This is a genomic window from Caulobacter sp. BK020 (assembly GCF_004342605.1).
Classification (GTDB): domain Bacteria; phylum Pseudomonadota; class Alphaproteobacteria; order Caulobacterales; family Caulobacteraceae; genus Caulobacter.
The window spans coordinates 36,915-50,638 of sequence record NZ_SLZL01000011.1 but is presented as its reverse complement, the minus strand read 5'-3'; the positions used below and the strand labels follow the sequence as shown (position 1 = coordinate 50,638).

Genomic DNA, 13,724 nt, shown 5'->3' with positions numbered 1-13,724 from the left:
ATGGCAATCGGCATTTCCGCCAACCGCCTTGAGCTGCTGCAGATCGCCGATGCGGTCGCGCGTGAGAAGGGCATCGAGAAGGAAGTCGTCATCGAGGCGATCGAGGACGCCCTGCAAAAGGCCGCCCGCGCCCGCTACGGCGCCGAGCACGACATCCGCGTCAAGATCGACCCGCGCACCGGCGAGACCACCCAGAAGCGGGTGATCGAGGTCGTGCCGGACGACTATGAGATGGAAGGCGAGATCGGCAAGGTCCAGCTGTCGTCGGCCAAGCGCACCTGGCGCGACGCCGAGATCGGCAAGATCTACGAGGAAACCCTGCCGCCGTTCGAGATCGGCCGGGTCCAGACCCAGATGGCCCGCCAGGTCGTCATGCACAAGGTCCGCGAGGCCGAGCGCGAGCGCCAGTACGACGAGTACAAGGACCGCGCCGGCGAGATCGTCAACGGCAGTGTCAAGCGCGTCGAATACGGCAACGTCATCGTCGATCTGGGCCGTGGCGAAGGCATCATGCGCCGCGACCAGTCGATCCCGCGCGAGAACTTCAACGTCGGCGACCGCATCCGCGCCTACATCTACGACGTCCGCCGCGAGACCAAGGGCCCGCAGATCATGCTGAGCCGCGCCCACGGCGGCTTCATGGCCAAGCTGTTCGCCCAGGAGGTGCCGGAGGTCTATGACGGCGTCATCGAGATCCGCGCCGTGGCCCGCGACCCCGGTTCGCGCGCCAAGATGGCCGTGATCTCCAACGACAGCAGCATCGACCCGGTCGGCGCCTGCGTCGGCATGCGCGGCTCGCGCGTCCAGGCCGTGGTCGCCGAGCTGCAGGGCGAGAAGATCGACATCATCCAGTGGTCCGAGGACGAGGCGACCTTCATCGTCAACGCCCTGGCCCCGGCCGAGGTCTCCAAGGTCGTCATGGACGAGGAGGACGAGCGCGTCGAGGTGGTGGTGCCCGACGAGCAGCTGTCGCTGGCCATCGGCCGTCGCGGCCAGAACGTCCGCCTGGCCAGCCAGCTGACCAGCTGGCAGATCGACATCATGACCGAGAGCCAGGAAAGCGAACGCCGCCAGCGCGAGTTCTCCGAGCGCACGGCCCTGTTCCAGGAAGCCCTGGACGTCGACGAGGTCATCGCCCAGCTGCTGGTCACCGAGGGCTTCGCGGCCGTCGAGGACGTGGCCTATGTCGAACCGCACGAGATCGCGGCCATCGAGGGCTTCGACGACGAGACCGCCGAAGAGCTGCAGACCCGCGCCCGCGAGTTCCTGGAAAAGGAAGCCGCCGCCCTGGACGCCAAGCGTCTGGAGCTGGGCGTCGAGGACGGCCTGCTGGAGATCGAGGGCGTCACCTTGCCGGTGGCCGTGGCCCTGGGCGAAGGCGACGTGAAGTCGGTCGAGGACCTGGCCGGCCTGATCCCCGACGACCTGCGCGGCTGGTTCGAGACCAAGGACGGCGAGCGCGTGCGCGAGGCCGGCATCCTGGACAGCTTCAACCTGTCGCCGGAGGACGCCGAGGCGCTGATCATGCGCGCCCGCATCGCCATGGGCTGGGTCGAGGCTCCGCCCGAGCCGGACTATGTCGAGGAAGAGGGCGAGTTCGAGGACGAGTCGGTCGAAGCTTCGGACGAAACCGAGGTCTCCGAAGCGGTCGAAGAGCCGGAAGAAGCCAAGGAAGACTGAGCCTGAAACCCGGGCCTCCCACGAAAGTCGGAGGCCCGGTGTTTTGCGATCCCCATGACCGAGACCGACGCCCCCCAGACCCCCGTGGCCAGGACCCACGCCGAGGCCAGCCGCCAGCGCAAGGACATCGTCCTGGGCGAGGCGACGGACGAGGCGCGCCTGGTGCGGTTCGTGGCCGGGCCGGACGGGACGGTGGTTCCGGACGTGGCGCGCAAGCTCCCCGGCCGCGGCATGTGGGTGGAGGCGACGCGCGAGGCGGTGACGACCGCCGCCAAGAAGGGCCTGTTCTCGCGCTCGGCCAAGACCAGGCTGACCGCCCCGGCCGACCTGGCCGACCAGGTGGAACGTCTGCTGGCCAGGCGGGTTCTGGACGGGCTGGGGCTTGCGCGGCGCGGCGGAACGATTATCTCAGGCTTCGAAAAGGTCTCCGCGGCCCTGGCCTCGGGAAAGACCGCCTGGTTGATCGAGGCGTCCGATGGCGCCGACGATGGTCGCCGAAAGATTCTCACCGCGGTCCACAAGGCCCCGAACAATCCCAAAATCTGCGGGATGTTCACGTCCGACGAATTGGGTTTGGCCTTGGGCGGGGAGAATGTGATACACACGGCGCTCCTTGCCGGGCGCGGCACTGATCGCTGGACTTTGGACGTCGAGCGGTTATCAGGCTTTCGCCCACTCCTTCCCTTGAGTTGGTCGGCGAGTTGGCGCGAGGAGCCCTAGGCCCTGGCCTCGACGAATGGCTTAACATTCGTCGGCGACAGCGGTCTGGAACTTGAAATGAGGAGCGTGATCCGCTCCTGAGTGAAGGGTCGGGAAACGCGCTTCCTTCGGGAAGTACGTCCGGGCCCCTTTCTCGTATGGATCGAACGGTTTTTGGCCGGCCCCCGCCGGCGGAAGTACAAGCGAGCGCATGAGCGACGAGAACGAAAACGGTCGGCCTGGTTCCAACCCCGGCGGGCGAGCGCCCATCACGCTGAAGCCCCGTCAGGGGTCGGTCAGCGCCGGCGTCGTGAAGCAGAGCTTCAGCCACGGCCGCACCAAGACGGTGGTGGTTGAAACCAAGCGCGTGCGTCCGCACGCGCCGCCGGCCGGCAATCTGGCCGCGCCGTCTTCGGCCGAGCGCCGTCAGGGCGACGCCCCGCGTCCGCAGTCGTCGCAAGGCGGCGGCTCCGCCGGCGGCCTGTCGCAAAGCGAGATGGTGGCCCGCCAACGCGCCATCGAGGCCGCTCGCGAGCAGCAGGAACGTCAGGCGGCGGAACGCCGCGCCGCCGAGGCCCGCGCCGCGGCCGCCGAAGCCGCGGCGCGTGAAGCCGCCGCCAAGGCCGCTGCAGCCGCCAAGGCCGCCGTCGCGCCGCCGGCCCCCACGCCCGCCGCCCAGGCGCCCGTCGCACCGGCAGCTCAGGCTCCCGCCGCGCCGCCGCCTCAGGCGTCCGCGCCCGCGCCCCAGGCCCCGACGCCGGCTCCCGCCGCGCCGCCGGTCCGGGCCGAGGCTCCGGCTCCGCGTCCGACGCCGGCCCCCGGCCAGACCCGCACCTACGAGCCCAGCCGCGACCGTCGCGACGACCGCTCGTCGACCACCACCTACCGTCCGGGCCCCGGCTCGCAGGGTGACCGTCCGCAAGGCGACCGTCCCCAGGGCGATCGCCCGAACTTCGCGGACCGGCCGTTCAACCAGCGCGCCCCGCGCCAGGACGGCCCGTACAACCAGCGCACCCCGCGTCCCGACGCCGGCGGTCCGCCGCGCGGCCCCCGTCCCGAGGGCGGGTTCCGCAACGACCGACCCCAGGGCGACCGCCCGCAAGGCGACCGACCCCAGGGCGACCGTCCGACCCAGACCGTGCGCTATTCGGCCCTGGCCCCGCGCCCGGCGCCCGGCGCCCGTCCGGGCCCCGGCGGTCCGCGCGGCGCGCGTCCGGGCGTCCCGGCCTCGGCTCCGGCCACCCCGGAAATCCAGCGCGCCACGCGTTCGGCCCCCCGGCCTGGCGGCGACGTCAGCCGCCGTCCGGACGAGGAGGACGATCGTCGCAAGGCCGCGGCCCCCGGCAAGGCGGTTAGCCGCGCCAAGGGCGCCCCGCAGCGCCGCGAAGGCCGCCTGACCATCCAGACCGTGGCCGGCGACGGGGATTCCGCCGACCGCATGCGCTCGCTCGCCTCGGTCCGCCGGGCCCGCGAACGCGAGAAGGAAAAGCGCCGCGGCGGCGTGGCCGAACAGGCCCGCGTCGCGCGTGAGGTCGTCATTCCCGACGTCATCACCGTGCAGGAGCTGTCCAACCGGATGGCCGTGCGCGGCGTCGACATCATCAAGTTCCTGATGCGCCAGGGCGTGATGCTGAAGATCAATGACGTCATCGACAACGACACAGCCGAGCTGGTGGCCACCGAGTTCGGCCACACCGTCAAGCGCGTGTCGGAGGCCGACGTCGAAGAAGGCTTCATCGGCGCCGAGGACATCGACGATCACCTGGAGCCCCGGCCCCCGGTCGTCACCGTCATGGGTCACGTCGACCACGGCAAGACCAGCCTGCTGGACGCGCTGCGCAAGGCCGACGTGGCCGGCGGCGAGCACGGCGGCATCACCCAGCACATCGGCGCCTACCAGGTGCGTCTGGAAAATGGCCAGAAGGTCACCTTCCTCGACACGCCCGGCCACGCGGCCTTCTCGCAGATGCGGGCGCGCGGCGCCAACATCACCGACATCGTCATCCTGGTGGTGGCGGGCGACGACGGCGTGATGCCGCAGACGGTCGAGGCGATCAAACACGCCAAGGCCGCCGAGGTCCCGATCATCGTGGCCGTCAACAAGATGGACAAGCCGGGCTCGGATTCGACCCGGGTGACCAACGAGCTGCTGCAGCACGAGATCGTCGTGGAAAGCCTGGGCGGCGACACCCAGATCGTCGAGGTCTCGGCCAAGACCGGCCAGGGCCTGGACGAACTGATCGAGCGCATCCTGCTGCAGGCCGAAGTGCTGGACCTGAAGGCCAACCCCGACCGCACCGCCGACGGCGTGGTGATCGAGGCCAAGCTGGACAAGGGTCGCGGCGCGGTCTCCACCGTGCTGGTCAACCGCGGCACGCTGAAGCGCGGCGACATCGTCGTGGCCGGCAGCCAGTTCGGCCGGGTTCGCGCCCTGCTGAACGAGCGCAACGAGCAGCTGACCGAAGCCGGCCCCGCCACCCCGGTCGAAATCCTCGGCCTGGACGGCGTGCCCTCGCCGGGCGACAGCTTCGCCGTCGTCGAGAACGAGGCCCGGGCGCGCGAGCTGACCGAGTACCGCATCCGTCTCAAGCGCGAGAAGTCGATGCACCCGGTCGGCGCGGGCGCCACCAGCATGGCCGACATGATGGCCAAGCTGCAGGACAAGAAGCTGCGCGAGCTGCCGCTGGTCATCAAGGCCGACGTGCAGGGCTCGGCCGAGGCGATCATCGGCTCGCTGGAGCAGATGGCCACCGACGAGGTCCGCGCGCGGATCATCCTGTCGGGCGCCGGCGCGATCAGCGAAAGCGACGTGATGCTGGCCAAGGGCGCCGGCGCGCCGCTGATCGGCTTCAACGTCCGGGCCTCGGCCCAGGCGCGGGCGCTGGCCGAGCGCGAGGGCGTCGAGATCCGCTATTATGCGATCATCTACGACCTGCTGGACGACATCAAAGGCGTGCTCTCGGGCATGCTGGCCCCGATCCAGCGCGAAACCTTCCTCGGCAACGCCGAAGTCCTGCAGGCCTTCGACATCTCCAAGGTCGGCAAGGTCGCCGGCTGCCGCGTCACCGAAGGCGTGGTCCGCAAGGGCGCCAAGGTCCGGATCATCCGTCAGGACATCGTGGTGCTGGAACTGGGCACACTGCAGACGCTCAAGCGCTTCAAGGACGAGGTCAACGAGGTCCCGTCCGGCCAGGAGTGCGGCATGATGTTCGCGGGCTTCCAGGACATCAAGATCGGCGACGTGATCGAGTGCTTCACGGTCGAGGAAATCAAGCGCCAGCTCGACTAGGTCCCACTGAGGCTTTGACGAGAAGGGCGCGGGTCGAGAGACCCGCGCCCTTTTTCGTTCAGGTCCGCTGGTCGACGGGAGGCGAATTTTAGGATATCCTGTGATATCATTGTTAGGGCCTGATGATCATGATCGGCGCGGCGAAACCTCAAGCCAAGACCAAGGCTGAAGCCACCGTCGGCACATGGGGCAAGAGTCTGGCCGTTCGCATACCGCTGGATGTCGTTCGGTCTGCGGGCCTGTCGGACGGCGAGAAGGTCGAGATCGAAGTCAGGAACGGCGACATCGTCATCCATCGCGCCGATGTGCGGGCCGAGGCTCGGGCGCGCGCCCTAGCGGCCTTCGACGAGATCATTGCCGACAGCGAGGGCAGAACCCTCGGCGGTATTTCGATCCGTGAACTGATCGACGAAGGGCGCGGATGAGCGTCGTGCTCGACGCCTCGATCGTGATGGCCAGCCTGTTTGAGGAGCCAAACCACGAGACGGCGCGGGTGATCATTCTCAACGCCATCGACGAGGGTCTCGTCGCGCCCTCGCTTTGGCGGTTGGAGGTCGCCAACGCTCTTGCCATGGCGGTGCGTCGCAAGCGCTGCGACGAGGCCTTTGTCGATCGGTCCCTGGGACGGCTCGACGCCATGTCCATCGCGATCGACGTCGAGACGGATCTTCATGCCTGGACCGACACGCTCGATCTCGCGCGCCAGGAGGGGCTGACCCTTTATGACGCCGCCTACCTGGAATTGGCGATAAGGACAGGGTCGAGCCTTGCATCGTTCGACCAGGAGCTTGTCGACGCTGCCCGACGGCGCGGGGTGAAGGTCCTGACTGCCTGACGCCTCCAGGACTGGAAATCGCCCGATTTCAGGCCTAACCCTAGGTCCATGCGCATTCGAGCCCTCTTCGCCCTCAGCCTTGCCGCCGTCTCGCTGTCGGCCTGCGCCACGGCCACCCGCTACGACGCGGCCGGCGACGTCCACGCCCTGCTGGTGGCGATCCGCAACAACGACCACGCCGCCTTCGACGCCCGCGTCGACCGTCCGGCCCTGAAGGCCGAGATCGAAAGCGAGCTGGTGCGCAAGGCGCGCGGCTCGGCCATGAGCGGTGGCTGGCAGGCGGCGGCCGTCGCCCTGGCCGGACCGGCCGCCGACATCGCCGGCGAGGCCCTGGTCCAGCCCGAGACCTTCCGCTACGCCGCCAACTATTATGGCTACACCCCGGACAAGCCGATCCCCGACCGCCTGACCATCGCCGCCGGCCTGCGCTATATCGGCTCCGATCAGGTCTGCGCGGCCAAGGACAAGAACGGGCCCTGCCTGCTGACCTTCACGCTCGAGGGCGGCACGTGGCGGCTGTCGGGCTTCGATCCCGAAACGGCGAAGCTGCGTCTGAAGCTGTAGGTGGCTGGTGTCGGGGGTTAGGCGCGCGGGAAAGACCAAGCTGGAGACCGTGCTCGGCCTGACGCTGGCCGGGCTGACGGCGAGCTTGGCGGTCGGGACGGCGGGCGCGGCCCACGCCGAGCGCAAGATGTATTCCTACGATCCGATCTCCGCCGACGCCAAGCGGCTGACCGGCGCGGGCCTGACCGTACTCTTCGACAAGAAACTGACTGGCACGCGGGTCATGAAGGTGCTGGCCACTGGCGTGCCCGTGCAGGGGCGTCTGATCGAGGGCCGCGAGAAGGATCTCGGCCCCGGCGGGCTGAAGGCGATCAGCGACGTCGACGCCGACGCGGCGCTGTACGAGATCGATCCCAAGTTCGAGCAGGGCAAGATCTACATCCGCGCCTTCTGCCCGGGGGCCAAGCGGCTGTGGCTGAGCTTCAGCCGGCTGGCCGTCCATCGCGACCTGCGCGTCCAGGCGTTCGGCGACGCCCCTGAGGGCGGCCAGGCCAGGCTGTGCGGCACGCTGGACTTCTCGTACCGGGGCGAGTGGAAGCTGCCGGGCGGGAACCTGCCCGACCCGATGGAAGACTGGACCGGCGGCAACGGGCCGGGCTGAGCGGTTTCCTTTGAGAACGGCGTTCGCCCTGTGCCATGCTCCAGCGAAAGGGCAGGGGCGGGCGGACATGCCGAAAAGTAACGATGCGGCGCTGGCGGGCTTCACGCGGTTCGCGTTCGACGACGGCCGATGGACGCGGCCGGTCTACCGCATCGGCTCCGGCCCGGCGGTGATCGTCATCCACGAGATCCCGGGCCTGCATCCCCAGGTGCTGGCCTTCGCCCGCGACGTGGCGGCCGAGGGCATGACGGTGTTCTGCCCCAGCCTGTTCGGCAAGCCGGGCAAACCCGCCTCGAACGGCTACGTCAACGCCACCCTGCTGAAACTGGCCTGCGTGGGCCGGGAGTTCACGATCTGGGCGAGCGGACGCTCCAGCCCGATCGTCGACTGGCTGCGAGCCCTGGCGCGAAAGGTCCATGTCGAGTGCGGCGGCCAGGGCGTGGGGGTGGTGGGCATGTGCTTCACCGGCGGCTTCGCCCTGGCGATGATGACCGAGCCGTCGGTCGTGGCCCCGGTGCTGGCCGAGCCGTCCCTGCCCGCCGGCCGCAAGAAGGGCGTCGACCTGGATTGCTCGCCGGCCGAGCTGGCGGTCGCCAAGGCGCGGATGGAGGCCGAGGACCTGTCGCTGATCGCCTTGCGGTTCGCGAACGACAAGCTGTCGCCCTGCGCCCGCTTCCAGACCCTGGAGCGCGAGCTGGGCCCTAGGGCCGAGCTGCACACCCTGCCCGACGCCTCGGCGCGGCAGGGGACCGGCCGCGCGCCCCACTCGGTGCTGACGATCCACCTGAACCGCGACGACCCGGACGGCGAGACCATGAAGGTCCACCGGCGGGTGCTGGACTTCTTCCGGGAGCGGACGGGGGCTTGATGATTGAGCCCATCGCTCCGTTATGGAACCTTGCGCCCATGACGACGAAGAAGCCCCGCACACCGCAAGAAAAGAAGGCGCTGAGCTACGCCAACGACCGTCGCAGCGATTTCGGCGAGAGCCCCCACGCGGCGCGCAAGAGCATCCCCCTCCGCAAGGCCAAGGAGAACCGGAAGGCCCGTCACGAGGCGGACCAGGCCTTGCGAGGCCTCGACAGATTGGACGAGGCGGCGGCTGATCTGGTGGAAAGTTCTGTCCGTCAGGACGTCGCGCGGGTCGGCGGATGGACCAAATCGCCGGACGCGACACTAAGCGAACATCTGGATCGACAGCTTAAGCGACGCGTCAAGTTTGATCGCGACGGTGTCGACTGAGGATATGACCGATCGGGCGGGGATTGACCCGTGCTGGACATTCCCTTCCCACGCGCCTAGACACCCCGCCTCCCATTTCTCCCCGCGCTACCGGCGTTCGATCCGCCGGCCGGGCATCGAGGCGACCGCGCCATGAAGCGCCATTCCGACACCAAGAAGGGCGGGCCCGTGGGCCCGTCGCAGCGCCAGCTCCGCGCCGGCGAACTGATCCGCCACGCCCTGGTCGACATCCTGCGCGAGGAGGAGCTGGCCGATCCCGCCCTGCAGGGCGTCTCCGTCACGGTCTCCGAAGTGCGCATGAGCCCCGACCTCAAGCACGCGATCTGCTTCGTCGAGCCCTTGGGCGCCGGGGTCACCGGCGAGAGCGCCCAGCATATCGACGAGATCATCAAGGCCCTCAACGGCGCCGCGAAGTTCCTGCGCGGACGCCTGGGCCGGTCGATCGACATGAAGTTCACGCCCGACCTGAAGTTCATCCACGACGAGAGCTTCAGCTCGGCCGCCTATATGGACCGCCTGTTCCTGGATCCGCGCGTGCAGCAGGACACCCGTCGCCTGTCCGACATCGCCGACGACGAGGACTAGGTCATGGCCCGCCGCAAGAAGGGCGAGGCCGTCTCCGGCTGGGTGTGCCTGGACAAGCCCTACGACCTGACCTCGACCAGCGCCGTCTCCCGCGTGCGGCGGGCGTTCAACGCCCAGAAGGCCGGGCACGCCGGCACTTTGGATCCTCTGGCGACGGGCATCCTGCCCTTGGCCCTGGGCGAGGCGACCAAGACCGTCCCGTTCCTGATGGACGCCGACAAGGCCTATCGCTTCACGATCCTATGGGGTCGCAACACCACGACGCTGGACCGGGAAGGCGAGACCACGGCCAGTTCGGACCTGCGCCCGACGCGGGAGCAGGTCGAGGCCGTCCTGTCGGCCTTTATCGGCGAGATCGACCAGGTTCCCCCGAACTATTCGGCCATCAAGGTCGATGGCGAGCGCGCCTACGACCTGGCCCGCGAGGGCGTGGAGTTCGAGCTGAAGACCCGCAAGGTGACGATCCACGACCTCCGCGTTGTCGAGGTTCCCGATCCGGACCGCGTGGTGCTGGAGATGGAATGCGGCAAGGGGACCTATGTCCGCGCCGTGGTCCGCGACCTGGCTGAAATGCTGGGGGCTTGCGGCCACGTCGACCAGCTGCGCCGGACGCGAGTCGGCCGGTTCAGCGAGGATTCGGCGATAAGCCTGGAAACCCTCGAGAATTTGAGCTATGAGGCGCGGCTGTCGGAGGCATTGCTTCCGGTCGAGACCGCGCTGGACGACATCCCGGCGCTGGCCGTGACCGACGAAGACGCCTTCCGGCTTGCGCAAGGACGCGCCATCGTTCTGCTCCCAAGGCAGGTGGAATCGCTGAAAGCCGAGCTCACGCCCGGCGATCGCACCGTTTCCGCCATGTCGGGGGACAGGCTGGTGGCCTTGTGCGAGATGCGCGCCGGAAAGCTCAATCCGGTGCGGGTCTTCCAACTCACCTGAGCGGAGACAACACGATGTCGATCACTGCCGAGCGCAAGAGCGCTCTTATCGTCGAGCACGCTCGTTCCGAGGGTGACACCGGCAGCGCCGAAGTCCAGGTCGCGATCCTCTCCGAGCGCATCGCCAACCTGACCGAGCACTTCAAGACCCACAAGAAGGACAACCACAGCCGTCGTGGCCTGCTGAAGCTGGTTTCCCAGCGTCGCTCGCTCCTCGACCACCTGAAGAAGTCCGACGAAGGCCGTTACGCGGCCCTCATCGAGAAGCTGGGTCTGCGCCGCTAAGACGCAATTCCGCCGTCCTACTCCCGTAGGGCGGCGGAACGCTTTTCAGGCTCCGGGGCTCGAGACAGGCCGAGACCCGAAGTCGATCCGGATCGCTTCCGCCCGCGGATAAGCATCCGAATGTCCGTCCGAGGGTTTTCCATCCTCAAACCCGCCTGTCGAACTGGATGAGGATCATCGGGCCGCTCCAAATGCTTTGAAAGCACGGCCGTCCGCCCCCTGTCCGCCCCGACGGGAATCCGCCCGCGGGAACCGAAAGAAGAAAAATGTTCGATATCAAGCGCAAGACGATCGAGTGGGGCGGCAAGACGCTGGTCCTCGAAACCGGTCGCATCGCCCGTCAGGCCGACGGCGCCGTTCTGGCCACCATGGGCGAAACCGTCGTCCTGGCCACCGCCGTGTTCGCCAAGACCCAGAAGCCGGGCCAGGACTTCTTCCCCCTGACCGTCAACTATCAGGAAAAGACCTTCGCGGCCGGCAAGATCCCCGGCGGCTTCTTCAAGCGCGAAGGCCGTCCGTCGGAAAAGGAAACCCTGGTTTCCCGCCTGATCGACCGTCCGATCCGCCCGCTGTTCGTCAAGGGCTTCAAGAACGAAGTCCAGGTGGTCTGCACCGTGCTGCAGCACGACCTTGAGAACGATCCTGACATCCTGTCGATGGTGGCCGCCTCGGCCGCCCTGGTCCTGTCGGGCGCCCCGTTCATGGGCCCGATCGGCGCGGCCCGCGTCGGCTACGTCAATGACCAGTATGTGCTGAACCCCACGCTCGACGAGCAGAAGGACAGCAAGATGGACCTGGTCGTGGCCGGCACCGCCGACGCCGTGATGATGGTCGAAAGCGAAATCCAGGAACTGTCGGAAGAGATCGTGCTGGGCGGCGTCAACTTCGCCCACAAGGAAATGCAGACGGTGATCGACGCGATCATCGAGCTGGCCGAGCACGCCGCCAAGGAGCCCTTCGAGTTCGAGCCCGAAGACACCGACGCGATCAAGGCCGAGATGAAGGGCATTGTCGGCGCCGACATCGCCGCCGCCTACAAGATCCAGAAGAAGCAGGACCGCTACGAGGCGGTCGGCGCGGCCAAGAAGAAGGCCCTCGCGGCCCTGGGCCAGTCGGACACCAACCCGGCCGGCTACGACCCGCTGAAGCTGGGCGCGATCTTCAAGGAACTGGAAGCCGACGTCGTGCGTCGCGGCATCCTGGACACCGGCCTGCGCATCGACGGCCGCACCGTCGACAAGGTCCGCCCGATCCTGGGCGAAGTCGGCATCCTGCCGCGCACCCACGGCTCGGCCCTGTTCACCCGCGGCGAGACCCAGGCGATCGTGGTCGCCACCCTGGGCACCGGCGACGACGAGCAGTTCATCGACGCCCTGGAAGGCACCTACAAGGAATCCTTCCTGCTGCACTACAACTTCCCCCCCTATTCGGTGGGTGAGACCGGCCGCATGGGCAGCCCGGGCCGTCGCGAAATCGGCCACGGCAAGCTGGCCTGGCGCGCCCTGCGCCCGATGCTGCCGAGCAAGGAAGACTTCCCCTACACCATCCGCCTGGTCTCCGAGATCACCGAGTCGAACGGCTCGTCCTCGATGGCCACGGTCTGCGGCAGCTCGCTGGCCATGATGGACGCGGGCGTTCCGCTGATCCGTCCGGTCTCGGGCATCGCCATGGGCCTGATCCTGGAAAAGGACGGCTTCGCGGTGCTCAGCGACATCCTCGGCGACGAGGACCACCTGGGCGACATGGACTTCAAGGTGGCCGGCACCAGCGAGGGCCTGACCTCGCTGCAGATGGACATCAAGATCGCCGGCATCACGCCGGAAATCATGAAGCAGGCCCTGGCTCAGGCCAAGGACGGTCGCGCCCACATCCTGGGCGAGATGAACAAGGCCATGGACGCCCCGCGTGAAGAGGTCGGCGACTTCGCTCCGAAGATCGAGACCATCACCATCCCGACCGACAAGATCCGCGAAGTGATCGGCACCGGCGGCAAGGTGATCCGCGAGATCGTCGCCACCACCGGCGCCAAGGTCGACATCAACGACGAAGGGATCGTCAAGGTCTCGGCCTCGGACGGCGCCAAGATCAAGGCCGCCGTCGACTGGATCAAGTCGATCACCCAGGAAGCGGAAGTCGGCGCGATCTACGACGGCAAGGTCGTCAAGGTCGTCGACTTCGGCGCCTTCGTGAACTTCTTCGGCGCCAAGGACGGCCTGGTCCACGTCAGCCAGATCAGCAACGAGCGGGTGGCCAAGCCCTCGGACGTGCTGAAGGAAGGCCAGATCGTGAAGGTCAAGCTCCTGGGCTTCGACGATCGCGGCAAGACCAAGCTGTCGATGAAGGTCGTCGACCAGGTGACCGGCGAAGACCTGTCCAAGAAGACCGAAGTGACCCCGGAGGAAGCCGTCACCACCTGATGACGGGCTTCAGGGCGACCTGAAAAGCAGCGGGCGGCTCCGAAAGGGGCCGCCCGTTTTTGCGTCAAAATGCCTCTTCGGTGTCGGACTCTGATTCGTCGGTGGCTGTGTCGGGCTCCGCATTGGAAACTGTGCCCAGTAGGTCATCCAGGTCGTCTGCATCAAATTCGGCAAAGGATTTTGGCTTTGCCCACTCGCGAAGTTTCCAACCTGTTGATCTGTCAGCGATTAATTCATCGGAACGAGAGAGCGCCGAAGATAGGTTCGTAATAGGGTTTTGGGAGTCGAAAACGAGCCCGCGCTTTCCGAGCGCCTCAAGTAGCTCGCGAGTGTGAAGTGGGCGTCGTTCCTCCCGCAGCACCTCAACGGCCATTTGGGCGGCAGCGACAGCGCGCCCGCCGCTGCCCCGTTTAGTCTCTGGAAGAGGGCTCGCGCCAGATTCATAAAGTTTAGCCATTTCAATATAGTGCGCGATTTTCACCGCCCGAGCGCGCGCATCCTGAAGTTGGCCTTCCAGCCGCCGGATTTCGGCTTGAGCTCGCGCAAGATCCGCTTCGGCCTTTGATGTGGGCATGTTCTGTGCTCCATCGAC

General features: G+C 67.6%; 14 protein-coding genes. 13 read left to right on the top strand and 1 reads right to left on the bottom strand.

Annotated features, from left to right (window positions below):
• The 13 genes from nusA to pnp all read left to right on the top strand — a co-directional run bounded on the left by nusA (nucleotide 1) and on the right by pnp (nucleotide 13,132).
• Entirely contained in the window at nucleotides 1–1,680 is a 1,680-nt protein-coding gene (gene nusA / locus EV278_RS14885) for a transcription termination factor NusA (protein WP_132092905.1), read from the top strand.
• 54 nt (nucleotides 1,681–1,734) lie between these two features.
• Nucleotides 1,735–2,400, top strand: coding sequence for an RNA-binding protein (locus tag EV278_RS14880; RefSeq protein WP_132092902.1), 666 nt, complete (start codon nucleotides 1,735–1,737; stop codon nucleotides 2,398–2,400).
• Nucleotides 2,401–2,590: 190 nt separating this feature from the next.
• On the top strand, nucleotides 2,591–5,668 hold the full coding sequence (infB, locus tag EV278_RS14875) for a translation initiation factor IF-2 (RefSeq protein ID WP_132092899.1): 3,078 nt from the start codon (nucleotides 2,591–2,593) through the stop codon (nucleotides 5,666–5,668).
• 122 nt (nucleotides 5,669–5,790) lie between these two features.
• Entirely contained in the window at nucleotides 5,791–6,093 is a 303-nt protein-coding gene (locus EV278_RS14870; protein ID WP_132092896.1) for an AbrB/MazE/SpoVT family DNA-binding domain-containing protein, read from the top strand.
• On the top strand, nucleotides 6,090–6,503 hold the full coding sequence (locus EV278_RS14865; protein ID WP_132092893.1) for a type II toxin-antitoxin system VapC family toxin: 414 nt from the start codon (nucleotides 6,090–6,092) through the stop codon (nucleotides 6,501–6,503). Before EV278_RS14870 ends, EV278_RS14865 begins: the two co-directional genes overlap by 4 nt.
• 48 nt (nucleotides 6,504–6,551) lie before the next feature.
• Nucleotides 6,552–7,067: a DUF2939 domain-containing protein gene (locus tag EV278_RS14860; protein WP_132092890.1), complete on the top strand. Its 516-nt coding sequence runs from the start codon at nucleotides 6,552–6,554 to the stop codon at nucleotides 7,065–7,067.
• Between the two features lie 58 nt (nucleotides 7,068–7,125).
• Nucleotides 7,126–7,668 (top strand): hypothetical protein, encoded by a 543-nt coding sequence (locus EV278_RS14855; protein ID WP_165916659.1) that lies wholly within the window; start codon nucleotides 7,126–7,128, stop codon nucleotides 7,666–7,668.
• Between the two features lie 67 nt (nucleotides 7,669–7,735).
• A complete protein-coding gene (locus tag EV278_RS14850) occupies nucleotides 7,736–8,536 on the top strand; it encodes a dienelactone hydrolase family protein (RefSeq protein ID WP_132092885.1) in 801 nt (266 codons plus the stop codon).
• A 38-nt stretch (nucleotides 8,537–8,574) separates the two neighbouring features.
• Nucleotides 8,575–8,910: a hypothetical protein gene (locus EV278_RS14845; protein WP_132092882.1), complete on the top strand. Its 336-nt coding sequence runs from the start codon at nucleotides 8,575–8,577 to the stop codon at nucleotides 8,908–8,910.
• A 132-nt stretch (nucleotides 8,911–9,042) separates the two neighbouring features.
• A complete protein-coding gene (gene rbfA, locus EV278_RS14840) occupies nucleotides 9,043–9,495 on the top strand; it encodes a 30S ribosome-binding factor RbfA (RefSeq protein WP_132092879.1) in 453 nt (150 codons plus the stop codon).
• A 3-nt stretch (nucleotides 9,496–9,498) separates the two neighbouring features.
• A complete protein-coding gene (truB, locus tag EV278_RS14835) occupies nucleotides 9,499–10,431 on the top strand; it encodes a tRNA pseudouridine(55) synthase TruB (RefSeq protein ID WP_132092876.1) in 933 nt (310 codons plus the stop codon).
• A gap of 14 nt (nucleotides 10,432–10,445) precedes the next feature.
• A complete protein-coding gene (gene rpsO / locus EV278_RS14830; RefSeq protein WP_018113338.1) occupies nucleotides 10,446–10,715 on the top strand; it encodes a 30S ribosomal protein S15 in 270 nt (89 codons plus the stop codon).
• Nucleotides 10,716–10,981: 266 nt separating this feature from the next.
• On the top strand, nucleotides 10,982–13,132 hold the full coding sequence (gene pnp, locus EV278_RS14825) for a polyribonucleotide nucleotidyltransferase (RefSeq protein WP_132092873.1): 2,151 nt from the start codon (nucleotides 10,982–10,984) through the stop codon (nucleotides 13,130–13,132).
• Between the two features lie 64 nt (nucleotides 13,133–13,196).
• On the opposite strand, the gene EV278_RS14820 is transcribed toward pnp, so the two are convergent.
• Nucleotides 13,197–13,706: an HTH domain-containing protein gene (locus tag EV278_RS14820; RefSeq protein WP_132092870.1), complete on the bottom strand. Its 510-nt coding sequence runs from the start codon at nucleotides 13,704–13,706 to the stop codon at nucleotides 13,197–13,199.
• Nucleotides 13,707–13,724 lie beyond the last annotated feature (18 nt).

Coding starts and splice junctions, on each gene's coding strand:
- nusA (WP_132092905.1), top strand. CDS start 1: ATGGCAATCGGCATTTCCGCCAACCGCCTTGAGCTGCTGCAGATCGCC.
- EV278_RS14880 (WP_132092902.1), top strand. CDS start 1,735: ATGACCGAGACCGACGCCCCCCAGACCCCCGTGGCCAGGACCCACGCC.
- infB (WP_132092899.1), top strand. CDS start 2,591: ATGAGCGACGAGAACGAAAACGGTCGGCCTGGTTCCAACCCCGGCGGG.
- EV278_RS14870 (WP_132092896.1), top strand. CDS start 5,791: ATGATCATGATCGGCGCGGCGAAACCTCAAGCCAAGACCAAGGCTGAA.
- EV278_RS14865 (WP_132092893.1), top strand. CDS start 6,090: ATGAGCGTCGTGCTCGACGCCTCGATCGTGATGGCCAGCCTGTTTGAG.
- EV278_RS14860 (WP_132092890.1), top strand. CDS start 6,552: ATGCGCATTCGAGCCCTCTTCGCCCTCAGCCTTGCCGCCGTCTCGCTG.
- EV278_RS14850 (WP_132092885.1), top strand. CDS start 7,736: ATGCCGAAAAGTAACGATGCGGCGCTGGCGGGCTTCACGCGGTTCGCG.
- EV278_RS14845 (WP_132092882.1), top strand. CDS start 8,575: ATGACGACGAAGAAGCCCCGCACACCGCAAGAAAAGAAGGCGCTGAGC.
- rbfA (WP_132092879.1), top strand. CDS start 9,043: ATGAAGCGCCATTCCGACACCAAGAAGGGCGGGCCCGTGGGCCCGTCG.
- truB (WP_132092876.1), top strand. CDS start 9,499: ATGGCCCGCCGCAAGAAGGGCGAGGCCGTCTCCGGCTGGGTGTGCCTG.
- rpsO (WP_018113338.1), top strand. CDS start 10,446: ATGTCGATCACTGCCGAGCGCAAGAGCGCTCTTATCGTCGAGCACGCT.
- pnp (WP_132092873.1), top strand. CDS start 10,982: ATGTTCGATATCAAGCGCAAGACGATCGAGTGGGGCGGCAAGACGCTG.
- EV278_RS14820 (WP_132092870.1), bottom strand. CDS start 13,706: ATGCCCACATCAAAGGCCGAAGCGGATCTTGCGCGAGCTCAAGCCGAA.